Source organism: Paenibacillus sp., assembly GCF_035645195.1.
In the GTDB taxonomy this organism is placed as follows: domain Bacteria; phylum Bacillota; class Bacilli; order Paenibacillales; family YIM-B00363; genus Paenibacillus_AE.
Map to the genome: position 1 here is coordinate 120,663 of NZ_DASQNA010000010.1, position 24,339 is coordinate 145,001.

Sequence of the window (24,339 nt, forward strand, 5' to 3'; positions counted from 1 at the left end):
TTAATCGATTATCCCTGCAGTCCCGTGTTCGCTTTCACCAAAATCTCGTCATACTTCGCATCGTCTCGCTTCGAAGAGAGATACGTTCCGAGGAAGGCTCCGAGGAAGCCGACCGGGATGGAAATAATGCCGGGGTTCGCGAGCGGAATGAGCGGGGTGCCGACGAGAATCGCCTTGCCCGCCACCGGATCCCAGACGTTCGGACTGAGCGCGACGAGCAGCAGCGAGCAGCCGAGGCCCGCCAGCATCCCCGTCACCGCGCCGGCCGTATTGAACCGCCGCCAGAATACCGTAAACACCAGCACCGGCAGGTTCGCGCTCGCCGCGACGGCGAAGGCCAGAGCGACGAGGAAGGCCACGTTCAGCTTCTGGGCGAACAGCGCCAGCACAATGGAGATGACCGCGACGCCGACGGACGCCAGCTTCGCCGCGACGACCTGCTCCTTCTCGGTCGCCGTTCCTCTGCGCACGATGTGGCTGTAGAAATCATGCGCGAACGCGGACGCGGCCGAAAGCACGAGGCCGGCGACGACAGCCAGAATCGTCGCGAACGCGACGGCCGAGACGAACGCGAAGAGGAAGTCGCCGCCGAGCGCTCTGGCAAGCAGCGGGGCCGCCATGTTGCCTGCGGCGTTCGCGCTCACGATCGCTTCCGTGCCGACGAAAGCGGCGGCGCCGAACCCGAGGAAGATCGTCATGACGTAGAACAGTCCGATGATCCAGGTCGCCACCACGACGGACTTGCGCGCGGTCGGCGCGTCCTTGACCGTGAAGAACCGAATCAAAATATGCGGCAGTCCCGCCGTGCCGAGCACAAGCGCCATATTCAGCGAGAGGGTATCCAAGCCGTTCGTGAACTTATTGCCTGGGTTGAGGAACGCCTCCTGCAGCGGGGTAGCCGTCCGCATCTGCTCGAACATCTTCATCACGCTGAAGTCGAATTTCGAGAAGACGATCAGCGAGATAATGAACGTGCCGGCCATCAGCAGAACGCACTTGATGATCTGCACCCAGCTGGTCGCCGTCATGCCGCCGAACACGACGTACACGGTCATTAGCGCGCCTACGATCAACACGGACGTCGTATATTCGAGACCGAGCAGGAGCTTAATCAACGCGCCCGCGCCGACGAGCTGCGCGATCATGTAGAAGATGGAGATCGTGACGGAATTCAGCGCCGCCACGCCCCGCACCTTCTTGTTGTCGAAGCGCGCGGCGATCATGTCCGCCATCGTATATTTGCCGAGATTGCGCAGCGGTTCCGCGATCAAATAGAGCACGACGAGATAAGCGACCAGAAATCCGATGCTGTAGAAAAATCCGTCGAATCCGTACAGCGCCACCATTCCCGCGATGCCGAGGAAGGAAGCCGCCGACATATAGTCGCCGGCGATGGCGAGGCCGTTCTGCCAGCCCGACAATCCGCCGCCCGCGGTATAAAATTCGCTGGCGGTTTTCGTCTTCCGCGCGGCGTAGTACGTGATGACCAGCGTGCCGGCGACGATGACCAGGAAAAGAAGAAACGCCGTATTCATCGCTTACGCCTCCCCTCCGGCTTCCGCCTTGATGTTTTCGGACATTTTATCGAATTGAACGGCCTTCCGCGTGTAGAGGGTGCACAGCGCCCAGGTCATGACGAACTGCCCGAACGCGAACACCCAAGCCCACGTGATCGGCCCGAGCGCGCTGCCGTTCAACACGTCCGTGTAGGACGTCATGACGGGCAGCACGAAGTAGAACGTCAGGAAAAACAGCGACAACGGCAAAATAAACCGCTTCTTCCGGGACATCAACCGACGGAAGCTTTCCGAAGCGGCGATTTTCCGGTAATCGGGCTGCGTCTTCGTTGTCATCGAACATTCCTCCCTGATCCGTGTCTTACTCTTCCAACGTCGACAAATCGCCTGTGGGGAGACCTAGCTCCCGCGCTTTCAATACGCGCCTCATGATTTTGCCGGAGCGCGTCTTGGGCAGCGTCGAGACGACTTCGAATTCCCTCGGCGCCGCATGGGCGGACAACCCCGTCTTCACGAAGATGCGGATGTCCTCGAGCAGCGCCTCCGAAGCCTCGTACCCGTCGCGAAGCGAGATGAACGCCTTAATGATTTCGCCCCGCAGCGGATCGGGCTTCCCGATGACGCCCGCTTCGGCGACGGCCGGATGCTCGACCAGCTTGCTCTCCACTTCGAAGGGCCCTACCCGCTCGCCGGACGTATTGATGACGTCGTCGACTCGGCCTTGGTACCAGAAGTATCCGTCCTCGTCCATATAAGCGGAATCGCCGGAAATATACCAGCCTTCCACGAAATACTCGGCGTATTTGCCGGGGTTGTTCCAAATCTCCCGCATCATCGACGGCCAGCCGACGCGGATCGCCAGGTTGCCCATCGTATACGGCGGAAGCTCGTTCCCCCGGTCGTCCAGAATGGCCGCCCGAATGCCCGGGAAAGGCTTCCCCATCGAGCCCGGCCGAATGTCCATGCAGGGGAGGTTCACGATCATATGCGCTCCCGTTTCCGTCATCCACCAGGTGTCGTGAATGCGTCTCCCATAGACCGACAGCCCCCACCGGATGACCTCCGGATTGAGCGGCTCGCCGACCGACAGCACGTGGCGCAGGCTGGAGAAGTCGTAACGCGCCGCCGTCTCGTCGCCGGCCGACATTAGCATGCGGAACGCCGTCGGCGCGCTGTACCATACGGTCACCCGGTGCTCTTGAATCGTCCGGTACCAGCCTTCCGCGGAGAAGCGGCCGCCGCGGACCAAGTTCGTCGCGCCGTTGAGCCAAGGCGCGAAGATGCCGTACGACGTTCCGGTCACCCATCCCGGGTCGGCGGTGCACCAATAGATGTCGTCGTCCCGCAAATCCAGCACCCATTTGCCCGTAATATATTGCTGCACCATCGCATGCTGCACATGCAGGACGCCTTTCGGTTTCCCGGTCGACCCGGAGGTGTAGTGCAGGATCATCGGATCCTCGAGCGTCCCCCAGGCGATGTCCAGTTCTTCCGACGCGCGGGCCATCGCCTCGTGGAAGTCGATTTCGCCCTCGCCGTACTCCTCCTGTTCGTCGACGATGATGAGATGCCGCAGCTTCGGCAGCTTGTCGCGCGGAACCCGCTCTTTCAAGGCGGACGTCGTGACGAGCGCGACCGCCTCCGCGTCGGCCAAGCGATCCGTGACGGCGCTTTCCATGAACGCTTCGAACAGCGGCCCGACGATCGCTCCGATCTTCAGGGCGCCCACGATGCCGACGTACACTTCCGGCGAGCGAGGCAGGAAGAAGAAGACGCGATCCCCTTTCTCGATCCCGAGATTTCTCAATACATTACCGAACCGGTTGGACAGCCGCCGCATCCGCTCGAACGTGTACGTCTCCGTCCGGTGCTGATCCACGAAGAGGAGGGCGGTCTTCTCCTTGTTCTCTCCCGCGGCGTGGCGGTCGATCAACTCGTACCCCATATTGACCTTCCCTGTTTCGTGCCAGCTGAAAGCGGGATGAACGTCTTCGAACGAAAAATTATTGTATGCGGTTTCATAATCGGTGACGTGATAGGCTCCCGCTTCGGGCGCCAATCGTTCTCGGCTGTGCTGTATCGTTTCCATGCAGACATCGCCTCCGCGTCTTGATTATCGATTGCTGTAAGCGCTTTATCAGCGTATCACAATTGACTGCCGTGCGGAGGCGCAGCGACCCGAAATGCTCGAAAACGCGCGTCAAATACAAAAAATCGAGTTCGAACGGCAACGGCTTCCGCCCACCCCGGTCACAGGCCCTGCAAGCGGTTCATAAACTCCTTGACCGCTCCTCTCGCCAGCGGAATGCGGCTGCGCTTCGCGTCCTTCAGCAAAATATTGTAAGCGCCGTTGAACCACGGCTCCAACTCATCGATGCAGTTCAGGTTGACGAGATTGCTGCGGTGCGTGCGGAAGAACGCCGCGCCGCCCAATTTTTCCTCCAGCTCCTGCAGCGTCAGCTTCGTCGCGTACACCTGCCCGTCCGTCAAGTAGATCCGGGTCCACTTCTCCTCCTTCGCCGCGTAAGCGACGCTCTCCGGGTCCACCACGACCATGCGGCTGCCGTCGTCGATGAGGAGCCGCGGCTTCACGCCTCCCGCCGGGGCTTTCGGCGGCGCGAACGAGGCGGACGCTCCGGAGGGGTGCGCGCGCCGCGCCGCCGAGAGCCGCTGGCGAACCCGCCGAAGCGTCTGCCGAAGCCGCTCCTCGTCGTACGGCTTCAACAAATAATCCACCGCTTCCAGCCGGAACGCGTCCAGCGCGTATTGTTCGTACGCCGTGGCGAACACGATGTAAGGCGGACGCTCGCTCCGGCGCAGCCGTTCAGCCGTCTCGACTCCGTCGAAGCCCGGCATATGAATGTCGAGGAAGACGACATCCGGCTCGTGCGCGGCGGCCAATTCCAGCAGCCGCGGCCCGCTGTCCGCCCACGGCAGCAGCTCGACGTCTTCCTCCTGAGACAACAAGTACAGCAGCTCTTCGCGAGCCAATCGTTCGTCCTCCGCAATCATTACCCTCATGAGCCGTCCCCCTCCCGCTCCCGCGATGCGTCGAATGGAATCGTAAATCGTATAACCGCTCCGCCTTCCGGCGCGTTCGCAAGCCGCAGCCCCGACGCCGGGCCGAACAGATGGATCAACCGCCGGTTCACGTTATATAACCCGATGCCCGTGCTTCCTCCTCCGGCGGCGGGACGGTCGCCGGGCTCGCCCAGCCGCCCGGGTTCGAAGCCGACGCCGTTATCCCGCACCTCCACGGCGATGCCGCCCGCAGCCCGCGCGATCTCGATGCGAACCTCGCCGGGGCTCGTGCGGCCCCGAAATCCGTGCTGGACGCTGTTCTCGACGAGCGGCTGCAGCGTGGAAGGCGGAATGCTCGCCGTCTCGAGCCCGCGCTCACAGGACACCTCGATGGCGAGCCGATCCTCGAAGCGGATGCGCATCAAGCTGATATACGTTCGGAGATGCTCCAGCTCCTGCGCCAGCGGCACGAGCGGAGACTGCGTCATCGTTAAATTCATACGCAGATACGCCCCTAGCTTCACCGTAATTTGCCGGGCCGCGTTCGGGTCGACGCGGATGAGCGTTACAATCGCGTTCAACGTATTAAACAAGAAATGCGGATTGATTTGCGCCTGCAGCGCTTTCAGCTCGGCGTCCTTCATCAGCTCCCGCAGCTGCTCGGCCATGGCGAGATCCAGCTGGATGCCGATCAGCTTGCTAAGGCCTCTAGCGAGCGCCTCCTCTACGGCGCTGATCTGCCGCACGCTCTGGAAATACAGCTTGATCAGCCCCGCCGTCTTCCCCCCGCTGCTGAACGGAATGACGATCTGCGCGGTGATCGACGGATGATGCGGCTGAATTTGACGTTTGTCGGCGGCGACCAGCACCCGCCCCGTAAGCAGCGCCTCGCGCGAGAGCTCGGATTGGATCGGCTCCCCTACCACGAACCGCTCCTTCCCGACGCCGACGAAGGCGAGAATGCGCTCCGTGTCCGTCACCGCGACCGAGTTCGCGCGCAGCTCCCGGTACAGCAGCTCGGCCGTCGCCTCCGCAGTTTCGTACGTCAAGCCGCGTTTCAAATAGGGCAGCACCGATTCGGCGATATACAGCGCTCTCTCGGTCTCCAAGGCCGCAGCCCGCTCTTGTTCGCGCAGCGCCCCGAGCACCATCGCGACGAATATGCCGAGGCCGACGCTGTTCGCCAGCATCGTCGGAATGCCGATCGCATCGACGAGGCGAATCGCGGCGTCCGAGGAGCGGTGGGCCACGAGAATCGCTCCCATCGATACAATCGGGAGAAACACCCCGATGAACAGCGCCTTCATCGGAGCGATGACCCGCTCCTCGTCGAAGAAGCGCCCGATCCAGCCCGACAACAGGCCGATGATCGGCGCCGACACCGCGTCCGGCACGCCCGTCATCCCGCCGATCCACCAAGCGTGCAGACCTGACAGCAGTCCGGCGAACGTCCCCGCGCGAACGCCTCCGAGCAGGCCGGCCGCGATGATGCCGATCGACGCGGAGTCCGCCAGCGCCTGCCCCGGCTCGAGCGGCGCGGTCAAGAAGGTTGTGGCGAACGTCCCTTCGTCCACCGTCACGCCCGCATACGTGCCGGCGATGCTGAACAAGCCGAAGAAGATCGCGTACAGCGCCAATCCCGCCGCGTCCGTGCGCCGATCCGGCAGCGTGCGGAATACCGGAATTCTAATGATCATGAATGCCAGAATGAGCAACAAGCCCATTCGTTCGAACAGCAGCAGCGTCAGCTGCATCATCGCTCCGCCGCACCTCCGATTCCGCGGCCGTCCGCGGGGATCCCCCGCGCATACGGCCCGCCTCCGCCCTCTCGCGGACGGAATTGTGCTCAGATTACACGAACTTCCCGCCGAGGGCAAGACGTTCAGAGCGCCGGCGCGCCATGCGGAAAACTCCGCCTGTCGCTGTTACCGAGCCTAGATCGACAAAGGCCGCCACCCCTCCCGGGATGGCGGCCTTCCGCAATTTAACGAGCTACTTTTTGACGTTCCTTCAGCGCCCGCTGGATGTCGCGCTGCGCGTCCTTCTTCGCCGCCGACTCGCGCTTGTCGTAATTCTTTTTGCCTTTGCCGAGGCCGACAAGCATCTTGGCGAAGCCGTTCTTGATATATACCTTCAAAGGGACGATCGTGTACCCTTCCTGCTTCGACAGCCCCAGCAGTTTCGTTATTTCCTTCTTATGCAGGAGCAGCTTGCGCGCCCTCGTCGGGTCGGACGGGTTGAACCGGTTGCCCTGCTCGAACGGGGAAATATGCATATTGTGGATGAACGCCTCTCCGTTCCGAATCGTCGCGAACGCATCGGAAATATTCGCTTTGCCGGCCCGGATCGACTTGATCTCCGTGCCCGTCAGCACGATGCCCGCTTCGTACGTTTCCTCGATGAAGTAATCGTGGGACGCTTTTCGGTTTTGGGCGAGTTCCTTGCCGTCGTTCTTCTTCGCCATGAAAGGGTCCACCTCCGCATAAGTTCCGGTATCCCATGATACCAACCGCCGCGCGCGAAATCAAGCCGACCGCCGAAACCGCGGGCGGCCGGCAGCGCGTCTTAGGGGGTCAAACGGCGGCGGCGGAACTGTTTCCACTGAAAATACATGAAGCACCCTAGACAAAATCCGCACAACGCGAGCACGACCGCGACGGTCAGCATGGCGAGGCTGACGTAGGCGAGAACCGTCCAGCCGAGCGCCGCGGCAATCAGCGTGACGCACAGGAACAGAATGGCCAGCAAGTTGTTGAATCGAAGCAACTCCCGGCTCTCGCTTTTGAGCGAGGCGGGCAGCAGCGGCGCGAATAAGCGGACGAAGACGTTGTATTTGATGCCTAGCCAACGAGTCATGAGCTGAACGGCCAACGCGACGAGCAGAATCCAAGGCAGCTGGGCGGCGACGGCGGCGATCACGCACAGCAATATGCCGAGCTGATTGGCGCGCACCCAGTGCAGCGGCACCTCGTCGACGCAATCGAAAGACGAATTCGATGCCAACGCTAACTCCTCCTTTAATGAGCGACACGCGCATTTGCCTTCATCATCGATCATCCGGAGCGAGTTGGCAATAGGGGATTCGGGAATTTTCGAAAAAAGGCGCGAGAACGTAAGAAAAACTTTTGTCGAAGCAGATACAATGAGAAGCGGCCGCGGTTATGCGAACGTCAAGTTCGAGGACGATCCGGACAAAATAGCGGAATTCATTGTCCGCTATTTTCAACGAACCCCCGTACAACGGCGAATAACGGAACGGGCGCAAACGAAAAAGCGACGGAGCAAAAGGCTGCCGTCGCTTCATCAACTATACCGCCTTCAACCGGCCGCTCGTCGGGCGTCTTGATCGGCGTATGCAGCGCCAAGAATTGTCCTGACAGCTCAGGCGCCTGCGATCGCTTCCCGCCACCCGCCGCGTTCCGTGACGTCCTCCGCTCCCTGCGCGGCGATCGCTTCGCAGACGAAGCCGGGCACCTCGGTTCCGTCCTGCAGCTCTACTTTCCCGATGCCGAGCGGCGCCGGAATGCTTGCTGCGAAGACGCCGAACGTCTCGAGCGGCATCTCCCACACTTCGAGCCGCAGCGACGCCCCGCCGGCCGCCGTCTTGACCAGCCCCGGCTTCGCCGGCTGCGTCGGGAGCTTATACATGCGGTACGCGGCGGCCGTTCGATCCTCCCGAACGAACCGCGCCCGATGCTCCCGCATCTGCTTCTCGAGCGGCAGCCCGCGCATGTGCAAGCCGCAGACGGCGACGAGCGTCGTCGGCTTCCGCTCGGCCCACAGACGCGCCGCCTCTTCGAGCAGCCCTTCCCGTCCCGCGCAGGCGAAGAACGTGATGCCGAACGGAACGTCCGGCGCGGCTTCGCCGCTCGGAACGGCGACGGCGCATAGATCGAGCAGGTTGCAATGGTTCGTGTACAACCCCATCTGGCTGTTCGTCGCGACCGGATCGCGCCGCACCTGCTCCCGCGTCCACGTGCCGCCGCACGTCGGCATCGCCAGCACGCCGCCGCCGAGCAGCCGCTTCGCTTCGAGCTTCAGCTCCTGCAGGCGATGCATCGCCCGGAAGACGGATGCCGCGTCATGCCGTCCGCCTTCGGCCGAACCCGAACGAAGCACGCGTTCCGTCACCGGGAATGCCGCTCCCGGGTGCGCTTCGACGAACGCCCCGAGACCCGCCCACCGCTCCGCGACCCACGGGCCTTCGTACAGCACCGCGGCCGCTTCCGCGAACAGGCCGGCGTCGATCCGCTCCACCGGCACGCCGAGCGATTCCAGCTTCGCGACGGCGGATTCCCATGCGGCTTCGTACGCCGCGGCGAACGGGCCGTAGAACGCCAGCGGCCCCTCCGGCACGTACAGCTTCGCCGGCCGCTCCGCCGGCGTCCGCGGGACGCTCCGCGACCACGGGTCGCCGGCGTCTTCGCCGCGAACGACCGCATCGACGAGCAGCGCGTCTTCCAGGTCGTGCGCGAACGCCGTGACGCAGTCGAGGCTGGCGCAAGCCGGCACGACGCCCTTCGTCGGCCATGCGCCGACGCTCGGCTTCCAGCCGTACAGCCCGTTCAAGGCGGCCGGCACGCGGCCGGAGCCGGCCGTATCGGTGCCGAGCGAGAACGCCGCATGGCCGAGCGCGACCGCCGCCGCCGAGCCCGAGCTCGAGCCGCCGCTGATCAGCTCCGGGCGGAGCGCGTTGTGCGTCTCTCCGTACGGGCTGCGCACGCCGACGAGACCGGTGGCGAACTGGTCGAGGTTCGCCTTCCCGACCGGAATCGCCCCCGCGGCGACGAGCCGCCGAACGACCGCCGCATCCGCTTCCGGGACATACGCGTATTCGGCGCAGGCCGCCGTCGTCGGCACCCCGGCGACGTCGATATTGTCCTTCACCGCGAACGGCACGCCCCACAGCGGCGCATCCTGCGGATCGATCGCGCGGAGCCGCTCCACATACGGCCGCATCCGCTCCATCGACGGCGGTTCGATCCACACGTTCATCCCCGCGTCCGCTTCCGCGCGGCGCGCGATTTCCTCCGCGACGGCCTCCGGCGTCAGCTCGCGCTGCGCATACATCCGTTTCAACCAAGAAATCGTGAATTGTTTCGGTATCGCGACCGCCATTCGTCCCACCCTTTCTTTTATCCGGAGCGCGTAAGCCCTTTGTCTCCGCCCGGCTCCGCGACCGGTCTCATTTCCAGCAGCTTGACCGCGAGCTGAAGCTGCAGCAGATCGTCACCGTCATCGGCGTCGATGCCGAGCAATTCGAAGACGCGCTCGATCCGGTAGTTGATCGTGTTGTAATGCGTGAACAGCTCCGCGGCCGTCTTCTTGCCGTTGCGGTTGTTCCGGAAATACGCCTTCAGCGTCTCCAGCAGCATCGTGCCGTTTTTCCGGTCGTATTCGAGCAGCGGCAGCATAAACCGATCGCGATATTCCAGCACTTCCTCCGACTCGGGCAGCAAATACAGCAGCTGGAAAGCGCCGAGCCGCCCGTAATCGATGAACGGCTCCCGGAGATCGCAGATCGCGCTGACGTGCAAAATTTTCTTCGCTTGATGATAGCTGAGATGGACTTGATCCGCCCGTTCGACCTTGTTGCCTAAACAGATCGACACTTCGCCCTCCGAGCCGAGCGGCTTCAACTCCGAGCTCAGCGCCTCGATCGCCCGGCGAACGTGCCCTTGCGGCGGGACGGCCGCGACGAACGCGAACCCGCCTTCCAGCAGCGTCGGTTGGATGCCGTATCCGGAGAGCCGCGATCGAATGCGCTTCACCGCTTGCTGCAGCTGCTTCAGCGGCGGCTTGCCGGATACCCAGCGCACCGCCCCCGCATAGAAGCCGACTCCCTCTTCGAGCGGCGAGCCGCACGCTTCCGCGCGCAGCTTGACGTCTTCCATCGCGACGATGCGGCCGGACAGCCAATCTTGCAAAAACTGATCGATATATTTCGCCTCGACCTCTTTGCGCGCGCTCGCGTTCATCATCTCGAGCCCGACGAGAATGCCGACCCTCTCGATCGTCAGCTGATCGACGACGGAATGCTCCTGATTCCATTCCAGCAGCACAATCAAACAATGTCCGTACTTATCGTTCACGGACGAAATATACGCGCGGACCCGGCGGTCGCCGAAGGTGAGGAAGGTGACGCCGAGCGCGCCTTCGTCCTTCAGCCGCGCCCATGCCATCGGCGCGCCTGCGCGGTTCGCCGCTTCTTCGGCTTGGGGCGACAGCAGCACATGATCTTCGTCGTCGATCAGAATGACCGGATTGTTCAGCATGCCGTCGAGCGTCCGCAGCACGTCCTCGATGCTCGCGCCGTGCAGCAGCTGATGCGACAGCTTCTGGAACCGGCTCTGCAGCAAGGACAGCTCGCGCGCCTCCTGCACGAGCACGCGCTCCATAATGTCCCGCACGACGTCCGAGAACACGGTCGAAGCCGGCAGCTCGAAAATCGGAAAATCGAGCGCTTCGGCAGCCTCCAGCGCCCGCTTCGGGATTTCGTCGATGAACCGCTTCGTCTTGATGCCTAGCGCGGCGACGCCGCGCGACGCCAGCGCCGGCACGATGTCCGAAATCGCGTCCGGATCGTCCCGGAACGGAAACCCGCTCGTAATGAGAAACTCTCCGGGCCGCACCCAATCGATGACGTCGGGCACTTCCATGACGTTCACGCGGGTGATCGGGCGGTGCAGCCCGTTCGCCCCCGCCAACACAACCGCTTCCTTGAAATCGGGAATCAGCAGGATGTCCCCGCAAGTGAAGCCAATTTTATTGGGATTCGTCATGGAATCGCCTCCGCCTATTTTTTATGGGAGTATATATCTTCCACTAGCGTCGTATTGAAGAACGAGTTCACCGGCGCCCCGGCGTCGACCGGCACGAAGATGCTGATTTGCTCGCTCGGCGAATCGCCGGCATTCGCGACGGAATGCAGCACGCCGGCCGGCACCTGGAACGTGTCCCCCGCTTTGTACGCCTTCCATTCGCCGTTCGGGAGCAGCAGCTTTACGTTCCCGACCGTAATATGAATAATTTCCACGACGTCGTGGTAATGCGGAAGCACTTGGCCGCCGACGCCGATTTTCTCCCACAATATCGAACTCATCCGAATGCCGAGCCCATCCGATTCCTCGGCGGACAAAATTTCGCGGTGGTACAGCTCGATATGGTTCGGCATCAAGTCCCACTTCATCGCGTCGCCGGTCAGTACCTTCGTTTCGTTCGCTATCGTCGTCATGGTTAGGGTTCCTCCCGGTTCTATGTCGTCTGTCTTATTCCGTTCTTTTGAAAATCGCCGCGACCGAACCGCCGCCCGCAGGACCTTGATGCTCCGCCCCGCCGGAGACGTAAATCATCGGGTCTCCGCTTACGTAAGCGAGAACGCCGCCGACGACCGCGCGAGCGTGGCGCGTATGGTTGATGTCCGAATCGTTCAGCATCGTGTGACGGCGGCCGCGCACGACGCCGTCCGGGTCGGCCTCCGCCTTCGCCAGCACCTGCACGAGCTCGGCGCCGGGATGCGCGTCCAGCAGCCGACGCAAGGCGTCGCCGTCGATCGCATCCTTCATGACGCCGTGATCGATGAAGAACGGCCCTTCCGATTCCGCGGAATTGCCGAACACGATCACTTCGCAGCAGGAGAGCTCGCTGCCCGCCGACGTCGAGGCGACTTCGCTGTACTTCTCCCATGCATGGCACACGTCTTCGTCCGTCAACGCCGCGCCGTCGATCTCGCCGAGCGCCGCCGCCGCGCCGAGCGCGGACGCCCCGCGGGACAGCCCCATAGACTTATACGTATCTTCGGTCGCTACCTGCACGCCCCTCGCTTTCGCCTCGCGAACCGCGTCTGTCGTCAGCAGCGGGCATTTGATTTGCACGAAGTGCACGTCTGCGGCGCTCGCGATGCCCGCCTCCGCGATCGCTTCGCGCACCGCGTCGGCCACCGCTTCGATCTGCGCCGTCCGGCCGATCTCTTCCGGCAGGAAATCCCGCGTATGCCGGACGCCGATCGCCAGCGACTTCGCGCCGGTCGCCGGCGCCCCGGCCGCCGCCCCCGACTTGCGGCTGATGACGGTCAAGTGCGGGCTCAGGACGCCCTCCGTGCCTCCGGACATGACATACGAAATGCGGGAGGCGTCCTCGCCGATGCGCGACGCGAAGAAGTCGCTCAGTACACGAACGGCGTAGCCGCGAGTGAAGTCGTTGACGCAGCCGTTCCCCTCCGTCTTCCCGAGCACGGCGACGACGTCCCGCGGATCGATCGACCCGTCCTCGACGGCCGCCCGCAGCGCCGATACGTCGCCGGGCGAGCCGGTCGGAATGCGTACGACGGAGCACTTCATACTTCATCCACCCTTTGCCAGAAAATGACCTTCTTCTCGAGCCAAGCGATCGACCAGAACAGCAGCAGGCCGCAGGCCGCGGAGGCGATAATCGCCGAAAACATGATCGGCGTGTCCATATGATAGGAAGACACCAGCACGACGTAGCCGAGCCCTTTGTTCGCGCCGACGAATTCGCCCACGATCGCGCCGACGATGGCGAGCGAGCTCGAAATTTTCAAGGCGGACAAGACGTACGGCAAGCTCGTCGGCAGGCGGAGCTTCCAGAAGATGTCCCATTTCGACCCTTGGTACGTCGAAAACAGCTCCCACGCTTCATACTCGATCGCCTTCAGCCCCTTCACGCTGTTGACGAGAATCGGGAAAAAGCAGATCAGCATCGACGCGACGACCTTCGAGGAATAGCCGGTGCCCATCCAGACGACGAGCAGCGGCGCCAGCGCGACGAGCGGCGTCGTCTTCAGCGCGATCGCGAGCGGGAACGCCCCTTTCTCGATCGGCCGCGAATGGACGAAAATGACGGCGGTCAGAAGGCCGAGCACGTTCGCGATCAGAAAGCCGACGAGCGCTTCCGCGAGCGTTACCAGCATGTGCGACCCGAGCGTCGCGTCGAACGTTCCGATAATCGCCGTCGGCGCCGGCAGCAGGTAGACGGGAACGTCGAACCACCGGACGGCCAGCTCCCACAACACCACGAACGCGGCCGCGAAACCGACGGGGTACAATGCATTTTGAAGTCGCTCCTTCATTGATCCTTCACCCGCTTTCGCAGCTCTTTCACCGTTTGATAGAACGCGGGGTGCTCTTCCATGCCGACCTCGCGCGGACGCGGCAGCGGCACCGGAATGATCGCTTCCACGCCGGCCGGCCGCGGTGACATCATGACGACGCGGTCGGACATGATGACGGATTCTTGAATCGAGTGCGTCACCATGACGACGGAGCTGAGGCTCGTCGCCGGATCTTCCCACAGCCGCAGCAGTTCGAAATTGAGCTTCTCCCGCGTCAGCTCGTCGAGCGCGCCGAACGGCTCGTCCATGAGCAGCACTTCCGGATCGGCCGCCAGCGCCCGCGCGATCGCGATCCGCTGCTGCATGCCGCCGCTTAACATGTGCGGGTAATGATTGCGGAAGTCCTGCAATCCGACGAGCTGCAGCGCGTTCTCCGCCTTCTCCCGGCGCTCCCGCTTCGGGATGCTTTTGCCCGCGCCCATCGTCAGCGTCAATTCGACGTTCTGGATCGCCGACAGCCAAGGCATAAGCACCGGCTTCTGAAACACGATGCCGATCGACGGCTTGTTCGCCGCGAACGCCACTTCGCCGCCCGCGTCGGGCTTCAGCAGCTCCAGCATGAGCCGGAGCAGCGTCGACTTCCCGCAGCCGCTCGGGCCGAGGATCGAGACGAATTCGTTCTTATAGATGTCGAGAGAGACGTTGTTCAGCACTTGGACGCTCCCGAACGAGAGAGAGCATTGCTTCAGCGAAATCGCGACGTCCCGGGTCTGCGGCGTTACGGCCGCAGGCGCCTCCGGTCGTCTCGTTTCGTTCTCCTGTAAATCGACCGCCTTCGCCAACATGCGCCTCTCCCCCTATTCCAAAAATTCGTTCGTGAACACTTCCTCCATCGTTTGCGCCTTCTTCAGGAAGCCAAGCCCCATCAAGCTTTCCTGCAGCGTCTCCCACGCCGCGGCGTCCATCTTGCCGAGCGGCAGATTTTCCGGCTGCAGCAGCGGCACGCTCGCCTTCATCATGTTCACTTCATGCTCGAGCTTCAGGTTGTCCGCATACTCGAGGCCGAACTCCGCCGCCTCTTCCGGGTGCTCGAGCGCATACGCCCATCCTTTCATGGATGCCTGCGTAAAGTTCTTCACGAGCTCCGGGTCGCTCTCGATCAACGCTTGCGTCGTAAACAGCGTATCCGCGTAGAAGTTGATGCCGTAGTCGCTCGGCTTAATGACGTTCACTTCGTGGCCCAGCTCCTGCACCGCCAGCACTTCGTTAATGACGTAGCCCGGCCATACTTTCACTTGGCCGCTGAGCAGCGGACTCAAATCGAACTTGATCGGCATTTCTTCGATCGCCTTCGCGTCGACGCCGGCGCTCGACACCATCGCCCGGAACGTCAATTCTTCGTTGCCGCCGAGCTTCACGCCCGCCTTCTGGCCGACCAAATCTTCCACCTTTTCGATGCCGGACTCTTTCAAGCTGAACAGCACGAACGGCGTTTCGCGATAAATCGTAGAAATCGCCGTCACCGGCACGCCTTTCTCCCGAGCGAGCAAAATTTGGTCCGCGCCCGTCACCCCGAACTGTTCGCTGCCGGAGGCGACCATCTGCACGGACGGGAAGTCCGAGCCGCCCGGGCGAATTTCGACGTCCAGTCCCGCTTCCTCGTAAAAGCCCTGCTTCACTGCCGCATAAAAGCCGGCGAACTGAGCTTGGTGAACCCACTTTAATCGAAGGACGACTTTCTTCAGCTCCTTGGCCTCTTCGGCCGGCGCCTCGACGCTCGGTTCCGCCGCCGCGCTCGAGCCGTTCGAGGCGTTCTCGCCGCTGGAGGCCTTCTCGCCGTTCGCGCCGCAAGCGGACAAAATGAGAAGCATGAGCGTCATAGCAATCAAAGCAAACTTGGTAGTCATCGTTGTTTTTCGCATGGGGACCACTCCGATTTCCGTATATTTTTAAAATTGCTCCAATGCCTTCAGTACGTTCGCCGAGCTGCCGACGCTTCCGAACACGCCGCCTTGCATCGTGACCATCTTGAGCGCCGCGAGGTGGTTGCCCTCGTCCGTCGCCCCCGTGCAATCCTCTAAGATCAAACACTCGTAACCGCGGTCATTCGCCTCGCGCATCGTCGTGTGGACGCAAACGTCAGTCGTGATGCCCGTCAAGATCAAATGCGTAATGCCCCGGTTTTTTAAAATGAGGTCGAGATCGGTCGCATAGAAGCTGCCTTTCCCCGGTTTATCGATGATCGGCTCTCCCTCGATCGGAGCCAGCTCCTCGATGATGTTCCAACCCGGCTCCCCTCGAACGAGGATGCGTCCGGCCGGCCCGGGCGAACCGATCTCCGCCCCCGCCTGCTTGCTGCGCCACCGCTTGTTCGCCGGCAGGTCCGACAAGTCCGGCTTATGCCCTTCCCGCGTGTGGATGACCGTAAACCCTTCGATCTGCCGCACTCGCGCCAGCAGCTTCTTGATCGGTTCGATCGCCCTCGCCGTCAGCGACAGGTCGTACCCCATCTGTTCGACGTAGCCGCCTTTGCCGCAAAAATCGATCTGCATATCGATAATGATCAACGCCGTCTTCATGGGATCTAATCTTCCATCATAAGGCCACGCATAAGGCGTCGCTTCTACCACTGCCATCGAAATTCGTCCCCTTCCTGTCGGAACGCGCCGGAAATGGCCATTTTCCCTTGCGTGCCCCCCGCTATGTTGTCATCTTTTGGGCTATTCCTTAAGGTATGTGTCACATTATATTACAAAGACAACGCCATGTCTTTATGTTTTTCACAAAGATTCAGCCGTTTCAATTGTAATTATCAACAAACAAATCCCTTCATGTTATAAATAGTGACAATGCAAGTGTTTTTACACGCGTTCCAACCGTATTGAGTCGGAATGATGGAATAAGTAATGTAAGGTTTATTTCGATTGCTATCCTGTTTGTAGTAAACCCGACCTTAACTGGGAAACCTATACATCGCGTCTTTCGGCATTCGATGCGATCCGCTGTCAAGAAGCCTTGAACAGGCGCCCTTTTACCAAAAAAACAGGTTTGACGGGATTCCGAATCCTTTGTAAAATTTTTAAATAGTTCGTCAGTATTCGACATTTCCTTCACCGTAACGATGCTGCTGATTGATTCGGCATGATGCGGCACGGCGGACCGGTTGCGCCGATTCGCGTCCCCCGACGTTCGGCGGCGAAAACGGGGCTGCATCGTACGGTGATTGTAAAGCGTCTTCAACAGGAGGAAACATAGCATGGTTCAACGTGAACAGTGGGGCAGCAGAGTCGGATTTATCTTGGCCGCCGCCGGCTCTGCGATCGGTCTGGGGAATATTTGGAGATTCCCGTACGTCGTATACGAGAACGGCGGGGGAGCCTTCCTAATTCCTTACTTCTTCGCCTTATTGACGGCGGGGATTCCGATTTTATTGCTGGAGTTCGGCATCGGTCGGACAGGGAAAGGCTCCGCCCCGTTATCTTTAAGCAAGCTGTCGCGCAAATTCGAATGGCTCGGCTGGTGGCAGGTCATGATCTGCTTCGTCATTACGACGTATTATGCAGCTATCCTTTCGTGGTCGATCAACTATTTCTTCTATTCCTTCAACCTCAGTTGGGGAGAGGATACGGAAGCCTTTCTGTTCGGCGATTTCTTAGGCGTTCCCGACGACGTCGTCACCGCGGCGGGCTGGAAACTCGGCGGACTGCAGTGGCACATCCTGCTGCCGCTCGCCGCGGTTTGGGCCGGGGTGTATTACGTGCTCGTTCGCGGCGTGAAGCAGGGCATCGAAAAGATGAGCAAAGTGTTCATGCCGATCCTGTTCGTCGTCATGCTCCTCATCGTCATCCGCGCCGTGACGCTGCCGGGAGCGGCCGTCGGTTTGGATCATCTGTTCGCGCCGAATTTCGGCAAAATCCTGCCGAGCTTCCTCGGCGGCACGAATCCGGCCTGGTACAGCGTCTGGCTGGCCGCTTACGGACAAATTTTCTTCAGCTTGTCGATCGCCTTCGCGATCATGATCACGTACAGCAGCTACCTGGATAAGAAGCAAGAAGTGAACAACAGCGGGTTCATCATGGCGTTCAGCAACAGCGGCTTCGAATTTCTGTCCGCCATCGGCGTCTTCGCGGCGATCGGCTTCATGGCGGTATCGACGAACAGCGACGTGAAGGATGTCGCGGCAGCCGGCGTCGGTCTCGCGTTCGTCGTGTTCCCGAAAATTATTAACGCCTTCCCGGCGCTGAACGGCGCCTTCGGCGCGCTCTTCTTCCTGTCGCTCATCATCGCCGGCTTCACGTCGCTGATTTCGATCGTCGAAGTGCTGATCGCCGCGTTGATGGACAAATTCCGTTTGAGCCGCAAAGCGGCCGTCAACTGGGTCGTCGGCGTCATCGCGGCGCTCAGCCTCGCGTATACGACAGGCGCCGGCATCGTGCTGCTCGATATCGTCGATCACTTCATTAACAATTTCGGCATCGTCATCGCCGGCTTGCTGGAAGTGATCCTGATCGGCTGGTTCGCGAACGCGACCCGCATTCGGGAGGAAAACAATCTCGTGTCCGATTACCGCGTGGGCGCGTGGTGGAACGTCATGATTATGGGCGTGACCCCGCTCGTCTTGACGTTCATGACGTATATGAACTTCCGATTGGAGTTTTCCGAGGCATACGGAGGATATCCGTTCCATGCGCTCATTACGTTCGGTTGGGTAATGGTCGGCATCACCTTGGCGATCGCGTTTACCCTGGCGTACGCCTTCCGTTGGAAGCAGGATTCGGATCGGGAGGTGCGCGGAGCATGAGCGTAGGAGCTATCGGCATGTTTCTGTTCGGGGCCGTCCTGCTGTGGGGCGGACTCGCGCTGACGATCGCGATCGCGATCAAGAAGGGGAAGAAGTCGTAATCGCCTATTAAGATAAGGACGCGTTCCGGAACTTCCGGCGCGTCCTTTTTTTCGCGTTTCCCGTCGTCCTTTAGACGGTTATTTAAACCGCACCATCGTCCTTTCGCGCTGCAGCTCCGCGATCCCTTCGGCGATTTTCCTGACGCCGACGGCGATCGCCTCGTCCTCCACCTGCGACACGCTCAAGCGCACGACGTTGCTTTTGGCAAACCCCGGCAAGTACATCTTTTGAGCGTTGTCCAAGAAAACCTGTTCTCTTTCCATGCGCGCGATCAACTGCTCTGCTTTGAGCGGTCGGGGCAGCTCGATCGTAGAGTAGAACCCGGATTCGGCGCCCGAATACACGGTGTCGGGGGACAGGAAGGTTTGGAACGCCTCCTGCAGAAGCATCCCTTTCCTGCGATACATGTCTCTCATCCTTCGCACATGGGCGCGGTACATACCGCTCTTCAGATAGATTTCCAAAGCTCCTTGCATAAGCACCGGCGTGTGCAAATCCGAGGCGAATTTGGCCCGAAGGAACGAAGCTTTCATCGACTCGGGAATGACGGCCGCGCCCAATCTCAGCCCCGGCAGCATGACTTTGGAGAAGCTTTTCGTGTAAATGACTCTTCCCGACGGATCATACGCAAACATCGGGTCTTGTTTCGAGTCGGCGTCCAAGTCTCCCATGTAGTCGTCCTCGATGACGTACACGTCGTATTTTTGAGCGAGGTCTACGATCTTCCTCCTTTCGGCATTCGTATAGCTGTACCCCGTTGGGTTGTGAAACCTGGTTACGGTGTAGAAAAACTTAATGTCATGGTGCTTGAAAATGAACTCCAGCCGTTCCAAATCGATGCCGTTCTTCGTCATTTCGATCCCGTAAGCGACAGCTCCTTGGACATCGAGGGAGTCGATGAACGCGACATGGGTCGGCTGCTCGACGCAAATATTCCGCTTCCCGTTCGGGAACGGCAGGGAGATCAGCAGATGCAGCGCCTGCTGCGATCCGGATACAACGACGATTCTATCCGGATCGGCGAATACTTGAAGATCCTGCAGATGGCGGGCCAGCTCCGCTCGCAGCGAACGCAGCCCTTGAATTTCGGAATACGTGAACATTTCCTCTTTGTACAAATCGATCGCTTGGTTCATGCAATGCTGAAAATCTCTGTACGGCATCGCCTGCTTATCCGGTCCGGCCGAGTAGAAGTCGATTTTCCGAAGGTCCGGAGCCGGCTTCGCTCGGGACAAGCGGCTGTCCACGACGTAATACCCGCTCTTCGGCACGGAATAAACGGCATGGATGTTTTCCAGTTCGTCATACGCCTTAACGACCGTACTTTTGCTGCACCCGAACTGCTGCGACAACGCCCGAACCGTCGGAAGCTTATCGCCCGGCTTGTAGGTCCCTTCTTCGATGCGTCGTCGGATCGATTCCATGATGACCTCGTACAGCATGCGCGCAGCCTCCTTCCTTTGTACTGGTACAAACCCGGAATATTATGATTTCGGAATGAACCGGGGATACGTATACTCTACCTTACAAAGTGCACTTTGAATATCGATAGGCGTGCGGGCCGGCACCGTTCGCGTGGGAGGACATGAGTCGCTTGACAATGATCGGCAGAAGCTTACTGGCGGGGATCTTCCTTGCGCTTACATGTTTCGGAGGATTGTCGACCTATGCATACGAAGACGGCAAGGCGAAAAACCTTAGGGTCGACGGCATGTTTCAAGAAGTTGAGGGGACCGTAGTCATTAAAAATTTGAAAACCGACCAAGTCTACGCCTATAACTACGATCGGGCCAAGGAACGATTTACGCCCGAGTCCACGTTCAAAATCGCCAACGCGCTCATCGGGCTCGAGGAGAACGCCGTGGCGGACGAGTACGAAGTCAAACGTTGGGACGGAACGGTTCGAGCGTTCGAGGTTTGGAATCGGGACCATACCCTGGCGTCCGCGATGAGACATTCCGCGATTTGGTATTATCAGGAACTAGCGAGGGACATCGGAGAGGAGCGCATGGCGTATCACTTGGGCGAAATCGATTACGGAAATCGGGACATTTCCGGAGGGATCGATACGTTCTGGCTGGACAGCAGCTTGCGGATTTCCGCCGAGGAACAAATCGCTTTTATTGAACGTCTAGTAGAAGAGGATCTGCACTTTCAGGAGCAGACGATGAAGACGGTCAAACGAATGATGATCGACCGCGAAGAGGACGAATACGTCTTGCACGGGAAGACGGGCACCCGATTGTCGGATCTGGGACTCGGCTGGTACGTCGGTTATGTGGAAACGGAGAAGGCTCTCTGGGCGTTCGCGACGAACGTGGACGGAAGCGGTACAACGGCGAAGGGAATTACGATTCAAATCTTGGAGACGATGAATATTATCGACGATTCCGAGGAAAGAGGGGCGTAACGTTGGATAGGCTGCAAATCATCGTGTACCTTCTGTTCGGGGGCGGATTCCTCGCTTACGAGGGATGGGCTTACCGAAGAAATCGATCGACGAAAGCAAAAATTGCGCCGCTCGTCCTCGTACTGGCCTCGATCGTCCTGCTTTTGTTCGCGGCCGGCTCGATGATCGGCGCACTGATTCTCATTTCCATCATGAAACTTTCGCTATATGTATTATTCATCATCGCATTCCTTGAAATGCTGCTATCGTTTTACCGAAAACAGCGTATCAAAGCTTTCCTGCTGCTCCTGCTGGAAATCGCGGCAGGCTTGGTTTATCTCTATGCCAGGAGAGCCTTCGGAATTTGATATGCGAGGCCCACATCCTTCTGCGGATGTGGGCTTCGCTGTGTTCCGACAAGTCCGAATGGCGAACTCTACTTCGCGAAATAGGGAACGTCCCGCCCACACCAATAAGAGCGAGAGTTTATAAACATATAGAGACAATCCTTCTTGATAGATCAAGAGGATGCGGTATTCCACGTCACCCGGAGGAGGACCTGCCATGATGAAACGGGTGGAAACGCAAAAGTCTCTATTCTTCACCATTCTGGCCGCGCTCCTTGTGATTGCTTGCGTTACCTACGCTTCTACTTCGACAACCAAGATCGATGTACACTTCCAGCATCTCACTTATATTTTCAACGGAGTAGAGAAATCGCCGCCAGAGGAACAGAAGGGGTTCATATACAACGGCACGACCTACGTGCCCCTGCGTTTCGTCGCCGAAGCGTTGAACCAGAGGGTGGAATGGGACCAGGATCGGCTGACGATTACCGTGACCCCTAAAACTGGCGCGAACGGCATTCGGCAAGAGGCGAATGACGCCAAGCTTCAAGAGGCTTATCGGAAAATCGCCGAGTTGGAGCGTCAGCTTAAGATCCAAGAGCAGCCAAGCGCCCAAACTGGCGGATGGATCACCTACGAGACCAAGAACCTGATTCTTCATTTCACGCCGGAAGCTTACGAAAAATACGGCTACCTTCACTCGGAGGCCGAGAGCATGTTAACCGCGCACGAGTCCTATTTCGGCGCCAATACGTTGAAACAGAAGGTAGAGCTTTGGATCCACGATCGAAACGGCATCTTCAAAATGAATTCGATCTCGTTTTTCGAACCGAAGCATAACGCTATAAAATTGGCTGCGGACGAAAACTTCGCGGTCGGCGGGGAAGAAAGCGTGCGATTCGTTTATGCGCACGAAATGGCTCATGCGTACCAGCACCAGCTTTGGAACTTGGATAAAATCAGATCCGCCTACAGGGGACGGATGAACTTTCTGCTTGAAGGACAAGCGGATTACGTGGCCAAGAAGGTGCTCGGCTACGCCCAATACGGGAGCATGATCGATCCGACCGGAGACGCCCGGAACCTCTATCGGCGTGGATCCTGCCGCAGCCTTCTCCTACGCCTTCGGCAAACAGGAAGAAACGCTCGTAGGGGAGTATAAGAAGTATTTCGGCATCGCATAAGACGAAGCGGACCGCCCGACTTAGGCGGCCCGCTTTCCTTGCGCGGTCAGCTGAACGCATCGATCATTTGAATGACAACCGGCCCCAGTACAACGATGAACAAGCAAGGGAAAATGAAGAAGATCAGCGGGAACAACATTTTCACCGGCGCTTTCAGCGCGGTTTCTTCCGCCCAACGCTTTCGCTCCTCCCGGACAGTGACGGACTGCACCCGCAGCACCTGAACAAGCCCGACCCCGAGCTTCTCCGCCTGGATTATGCTGTTGATCATGCCGTGTACCGGCTCGGCGGCAAGCCGCTCCTTCACCCCTGTGAGCGCCTCTTTCCTTGAGATTCCTAGCCGTATTTCCTCCAAGCAGCGCCGAAACTCGCTCTGCAGCACCCCGTGTTGCTTGGCTACAATCTTACTGAGCGCGCTATCGAAGCCTAAACCGGCCTCCAAGCTGACCGTTAACAGGTCTAAGAAATTGGGCAGCTCCCGGATCGCTTGAAGCCTCCGCTGATTCGTTTTCGCACGCAAATAATAGATCGGCAACAGCAGTCCGAGCAGAAACCCGACGAACGAGAACATCGCGGTGGTCGTCAGATCCAGCAGCAATACATTGCAATATAAGAAAAATAGGAGGGGGAGACCGACCATCAGGGCTAGGTGGGCGAGGCGGAAATCGATCGCTTTCATTCCGAACGGGGAGCCGGCTTGCTCCAGTTGAACCTGCAGCCTCGCTATGGTTTTCGTCGAAACTTTATGCTTCAGCGCCTCGCGAAACCCGCTCCAGAGGCATTGCGTGAGCCTCTTGCCAAGCGGTTCGGCCTCCGGCTTGTCCTCCGCCTCCGGGCCCATCCTGCGTGACAGAAGCTCCATCCTCTTCTTCATATGCTTCGTTTCTAAATAATTTGTAACCAAAGCATACCCAAGGGCGGTAAAGGTAACGAAACAAAATACATACATGAGGATGACCATTACACTTCAATCCTTGTTATTTTTCGTATGAAGAGGAAGCCCGTCAGCTCCAGAACGATTCCGCCGGCCAGCAGGCATAGACCGAGCGTGCTATGGAACAACGTCGTGATGTAGCTCGGATCGATAAGGTGCAGCAAGCTTCCTACCCCGATCGGCAGCAGCCCGATAATGATGCCCGACAGCCTGCCCTGCGCCGTCAGGGTCACGATTTGCTGCTGAGCGCTCATGCGGTCGCGGACGGTTTGCAGAATAATTTCCAAAATGGCGACGAGATTGCCGCCTACTTGCTTTTGAATGACGACGGCATCGATAATCAGTTCTAAGTCTTTATTCGGCATTCTCTCCAGCAGATCGGCAAGCGCCTCCTCGAGCGAGCTTCCGTATTGCATCTCTTTCAAGACCTGACGAATTTCGTCCTTGAACGGGGAATCCATCTCCTCCTCGGCCGATTTCAGCGCCTGCATAAAGCTGTATCCGGCCTTGAGGGAACCGATCAGAATGACTATAAAGTCGGGGAGTTTGCTGTTAAATTTCCTTATGCGTTTCATCCGCTGCCTGCCCACCCACCATCTGGGGAGACAAACTCCCGCAACGGCCCCCAGCACCAACGCGGGGATATGGTGAAAGACAAGGTAGAGCAGCCCCGCCGTCAGCAGCATGGACAGTACGCGCATGACGATATATTCCTGCGGCCGAATCGGAACCCCCGATGCCTTCAAAAAATGCGCGAGTTTACCGTCCTTCGTTCTGCCCCCGAGCCGGCCGATTCGCCCGTTCGTCCGCTTCATCCATTCCCAAACCGGCTTCGCCGCGACGGGCTTGTTGTGACGCAAATTTTCCGCATGTTCATGAACGGCCATCCCGCGCTTCGCCAGTCCCCACTGCAGGAGCGCAGTGAACGCCAGCGCGAAAGTAAGGAAGCAGCATACGACCAAAATCCACCCCAT

Annotated in this window: 23 protein-coding genes; 5 read left to right on the forward strand and 18 right to left on the reverse strand. The window is 59.6% G+C overall.

The features are described from left to right. Window positions 1-8: 8 nt before the first annotated feature. From VE009_RS04890 to VE009_RS04960, 15 genes are all read right to left on the reverse strand, one after another. Window positions 9-1,535, reverse strand: coding sequence for a cation acetate symporter (locus VE009_RS04890; RefSeq protein ID WP_325006288.1), 1,527 nt, complete (start codon window positions 1,533-1,535; stop codon window positions 9-11). Between the two features lie 3 nt (window positions 1,536-1,538). After that, window positions 1,539-1,853 (reverse strand): DUF485 domain-containing protein, encoded by a 315-nt coding sequence (locus VE009_RS04895; protein ID WP_325006289.1) that lies wholly within the window; start codon window positions 1,851-1,853, stop codon window positions 1,539-1,541. 25 nt (window positions 1,854-1,878) lie between these two features. After that, window positions 1,879-3,606 (reverse strand): acetate--CoA ligase, encoded by a 1,728-nt coding sequence (gene acsA, locus VE009_RS04900; protein WP_325006290.1) that lies wholly within the window; start codon window positions 3,604-3,606, stop codon window positions 1,879-1,881. A gap of 161 nt (window positions 3,607-3,767) precedes the next feature. Continuing rightward, the gene (locus VE009_RS04905; RefSeq protein WP_325006291.1) at window positions 3,768-4,538 is read right to left on the reverse strand and encodes a LytTR family DNA-binding domain-containing protein; all 771 of its coding nucleotides are present in this window, start codon (window positions 4,536-4,538) and stop codon (window positions 3,768-3,770) included. After that, window positions 4,535-6,295, reverse strand: a complete 1,761-nt coding sequence (locus VE009_RS04910) for a LytS/YhcK type 5TM receptor domain-containing protein (RefSeq protein WP_325006292.1) — start codon at window positions 6,293-6,295, stop codon at window positions 4,535-4,537. The genes VE009_RS04905 and VE009_RS04910 overlap by 4 nt, the downstream gene beginning before the upstream one ends. A gap of 227 nt (window positions 6,296-6,522) precedes the next feature. Continuing rightward, the gene (gene smpB / locus VE009_RS04915) at window positions 6,523-7,002 is read right to left on the reverse strand and encodes an SsrA-binding protein SmpB (protein WP_325006293.1); all 480 of its coding nucleotides are present in this window, start codon (window positions 7,000-7,002) and stop codon (window positions 6,523-6,525) included. Window positions 7,003-7,103: 101 nt separating this feature from the next. After that, complete coding sequence (locus tag VE009_RS04920; protein ID WP_325006294.1) at window positions 7,104-7,541, reverse strand: DUF4395 domain-containing protein; 438 nt, start codon at window positions 7,539-7,541, stop codon at window positions 7,104-7,106. A gap of 378 nt (window positions 7,542-7,919) precedes the next feature. After that, on the reverse strand, window positions 7,920-9,656 hold the full coding sequence (locus VE009_RS04925; protein ID WP_325006295.1) for an allophanate hydrolase: 1,737 nt from the start codon (window positions 9,654-9,656) through the stop codon (window positions 7,920-7,922). Between the two features lie 17 nt (window positions 9,657-9,673). Then, window positions 9,674-11,320 (reverse strand): PucR family transcriptional regulator, encoded by a 1,647-nt coding sequence (locus tag VE009_RS04930; RefSeq protein ID WP_325006296.1) that lies wholly within the window; start codon window positions 11,318-11,320, stop codon window positions 9,674-9,676. A gap of 14 nt (window positions 11,321-11,334) precedes the next feature. Continuing rightward, complete coding sequence (locus tag VE009_RS04935) at window positions 11,335-11,772, reverse strand: cupin domain-containing protein (RefSeq protein ID WP_325006297.1); 438 nt, start codon at window positions 11,770-11,772, stop codon at window positions 11,335-11,337. A gap of 34 nt (window positions 11,773-11,806) precedes the next feature. Beyond that, window positions 11,807-12,877: a ring-opening amidohydrolase gene (locus VE009_RS04940; protein WP_325006298.1), complete on the reverse strand. Its 1,071-nt coding sequence runs from the start codon at window positions 12,875-12,877 to the stop codon at window positions 11,807-11,809. After that, a complete protein-coding gene (locus tag VE009_RS04945; protein ID WP_325006299.1) occupies window positions 12,874-13,626 on the reverse strand; it encodes an ABC transporter permease in 753 nt (250 codons plus the stop codon). The genes VE009_RS04940 and VE009_RS04945 overlap by 4 nt, the downstream gene beginning before the upstream one ends. Then, window positions 13,623-14,453 (reverse strand): ABC transporter ATP-binding protein, encoded by an 831-nt coding sequence (locus VE009_RS04950; RefSeq protein WP_325006300.1) that lies wholly within the window; start codon window positions 14,451-14,453, stop codon window positions 13,623-13,625. Before VE009_RS04950 ends, VE009_RS04945 begins: the two co-directional genes overlap by 4 nt. Before the next feature lie 12 nt (window positions 14,454-14,465). Further along, on the reverse strand, window positions 14,466-15,530 hold the full coding sequence (locus VE009_RS04955; protein ID WP_325006301.1) for an ABC transporter substrate-binding protein: 1,065 nt from the start codon (window positions 15,528-15,530) through the stop codon (window positions 14,466-14,468). 27 nt (window positions 15,531-15,557) lie between these two features. Beyond that, window positions 15,558-16,244: an isochorismatase family cysteine hydrolase gene (locus VE009_RS04960; RefSeq protein WP_325006302.1), complete on the reverse strand. Its 687-nt coding sequence runs from the start codon at window positions 16,242-16,244 to the stop codon at window positions 15,558-15,560. Window positions 16,245-16,864: 620 nt separating this feature from the next. On the opposite strand from VE009_RS04960, the gene VE009_RS04965 reads away from it, so the two are divergent. Both VE009_RS04965 and VE009_RS04970 read left to right on the forward strand, forming a co-directional pair. Beyond that, window positions 16,865-18,409, forward strand: coding sequence for a sodium-dependent transporter (locus tag VE009_RS04965; protein ID WP_325006303.1), 1,545 nt, complete (start codon window positions 16,865-16,867; stop codon window positions 18,407-18,409). Further along, window positions 18,406-18,510 carry a MetS family NSS transporter small subunit gene (locus VE009_RS04970; RefSeq protein ID WP_325006304.1) on the forward strand — a complete coding sequence of 35 codons (105 nt, stop codon included), beginning with the start codon at window positions 18,406-18,408 and terminating at the stop codon, window positions 18,508-18,510. Before VE009_RS04965 ends, VE009_RS04970 begins: the two co-directional genes overlap by 4 nt. Window positions 18,511-18,588: 78 nt before the next feature. Here the strand turns inward: VE009_RS04970 and VE009_RS04975 are convergent, their stop codons facing one another. Then, the gene (locus VE009_RS04975; protein ID WP_325006305.1) at window positions 18,589-19,953 is read right to left on the reverse strand and encodes a PLP-dependent aminotransferase family protein; all 1,365 of its coding nucleotides are present in this window, start codon (window positions 19,951-19,953) and stop codon (window positions 18,589-18,591) included. 143 nt (window positions 19,954-20,096) lie between these two features. On the opposite strand from VE009_RS04975, the gene blaOXA reads away from it, so the two are divergent. From blaOXA to VE009_RS04990, 3 genes are all read left to right on the forward strand, one after another. Next, window positions 20,097-20,921 carry a class D beta-lactamase gene (gene blaOXA / locus VE009_RS04980; protein ID WP_325006306.1) on the forward strand — a complete coding sequence of 275 codons (825 nt, stop codon included), beginning with the start codon at window positions 20,097-20,099 and terminating at the stop codon, window positions 20,919-20,921. A gap of 2 nt (window positions 20,922-20,923) precedes the next feature. Continuing rightward, window positions 20,924-21,268, forward strand: coding sequence for a hypothetical protein (locus VE009_RS04985; protein WP_325006307.1), 345 nt, complete (start codon window positions 20,924-20,926; stop codon window positions 21,266-21,268). Window positions 21,269-21,464: 196 nt separating this feature from the next. Next, window positions 21,465-22,409 (forward strand): copper amine oxidase N-terminal domain-containing protein, encoded by a 945-nt coding sequence (locus tag VE009_RS04990; protein ID WP_325006308.1) that lies wholly within the window; start codon window positions 21,465-21,467, stop codon window positions 22,407-22,409. A 68-nt stretch (window positions 22,410-22,477) separates the two neighbouring features. On the opposite strand, the gene VE009_RS04995 is transcribed toward VE009_RS04990, so the two are convergent. After that, window positions 22,478-23,293: a type II secretion system F family protein gene (locus VE009_RS04995; protein ID WP_325006309.1), complete on the reverse strand. Its 816-nt coding sequence runs from the start codon at window positions 23,291-23,293 to the stop codon at window positions 22,478-22,480. A gap of 98 nt (window positions 23,294-23,391) precedes the next feature. After that, window positions 23,392-24,339 carry a type II secretion system F family protein gene (locus VE009_RS05000; RefSeq protein ID WP_325006310.1) on the reverse strand — a complete coding sequence of 316 codons (948 nt, stop codon included), beginning with the start codon at window positions 24,337-24,339 and terminating at the stop codon, window positions 23,392-23,394.

Excerpts from the sequence above, each read along its gene's own strand:
- VE009_RS04890 (WP_325006288.1), bottom strand. The coding sequence starts at position 1,535 with ATGAATACGGCGTTTCTTCTTTTCCTGGTCATCGTCGCCGGCACGCTG.
- VE009_RS04895 (WP_325006289.1), bottom strand. The coding sequence starts at position 1,853 with ATGACAACGAAGACGCAGCCCGATTACCGGAAAATCGCCGCTTCGGAA.
- acsA (WP_325006290.1), bottom strand. The coding sequence starts at position 3,606 with ATGGAAACGATACAGCACAGCCGAGAACGATTGGCGCCCGAAGCGGGA.
- VE009_RS04905 (WP_325006291.1), bottom strand. The coding sequence starts at position 4,538 with ATGAGGGTAATGATTGCGGAGGACGAACGATTGGCTCGCGAAGAGCTG.
- VE009_RS04910 (WP_325006292.1), bottom strand. The coding sequence starts at position 6,295 with ATGATGCAGCTGACGCTGCTGCTGTTCGAACGAATGGGCTTGTTGCTC.
- smpB (WP_325006293.1), bottom strand. The coding sequence starts at position 7,002 with ATGGCGAAGAAGAACGACGGCAAGGAACTCGCCCAAAACCGAAAAGCG.
- VE009_RS04925 (WP_325006295.1), bottom strand. The coding sequence starts at position 9,656 with ATGGCGGTCGCGATACCGAAACAATTCACGATTTCTTGGTTGAAACGG.
- VE009_RS04930 (WP_325006296.1), bottom strand. The coding sequence starts at position 11,320 with ATGACGAATCCCAATAAAATTGGCTTCACTTGCGGGGACATCCTGCTG.
- VE009_RS04935 (WP_325006297.1), bottom strand. The coding sequence starts at position 11,772 with ATGACGACGATAGCGAACGAAACGAAGGTACTGACCGGCGACGCGATG.
- VE009_RS04940 (WP_325006298.1), bottom strand. The coding sequence starts at position 12,877 with ATGAAGTGCTCCGTCGTACGCATTCCGACCGGCTCGCCCGGCGACGTA.
- VE009_RS04945 (WP_325006299.1), bottom strand. The coding sequence starts at position 13,626 with ATGAAGGAGCGACTTCAAAATGCATTGTACCCCGTCGGTTTCGCGGCC.
- VE009_RS04950 (WP_325006300.1), bottom strand. The coding sequence starts at position 14,453 with ATGTTGGCGAAGGCGGTCGATTTACAGGAGAACGAAACGAGACGACCG.
- VE009_RS04955 (WP_325006301.1), bottom strand. The coding sequence starts at position 15,530 with ATGCGAAAAACAACGATGACTACCAAGTTTGCTTTGATTGCTATGACG.
- VE009_RS04960 (WP_325006302.1), bottom strand. The coding sequence starts at position 16,244 with ATGGCAGTGGTAGAAGCGACGCCTTATGCGTGGCCTTATGATGGAAGA.
- VE009_RS04965 (WP_325006303.1), top strand. The coding sequence starts at position 16,865 with ATGGTTCAACGTGAACAGTGGGGCAGCAGAGTCGGATTTATCTTGGCC.
- VE009_RS04970 (WP_325006304.1), top strand. The coding sequence starts at position 18,406 with ATGAGCGTAGGAGCTATCGGCATGTTTCTGTTCGGGGCCGTCCTGCTG.
- VE009_RS04975 (WP_325006305.1), bottom strand. The coding sequence starts at position 19,953 with ATGCTGTACGAGGTCATCATGGAATCGATCCGACGACGCATCGAAGAA.
- blaOXA (WP_325006306.1), top strand. The coding sequence starts at position 20,097 with ATGAGTCGCTTGACAATGATCGGCAGAAGCTTACTGGCGGGGATCTTC.
- VE009_RS04990 (WP_325006308.1), top strand. The coding sequence starts at position 21,465 with ATGATGAAACGGGTGGAAACGCAAAAGTCTCTATTCTTCACCATTCTG.
- VE009_RS04995 (WP_325006309.1), bottom strand. The coding sequence starts at position 23,293 with ATGGAGCTTCTGTCACGCAGGATGGGCCCGGAGGCGGAGGACAAGCCG.
- VE009_RS05000 (WP_325006310.1), bottom strand. The coding sequence starts at position 24,339 with ATGGGGTGGATTTTGGTCGTATGCTGCTTCCTTACTTTCGCGCTGGCG.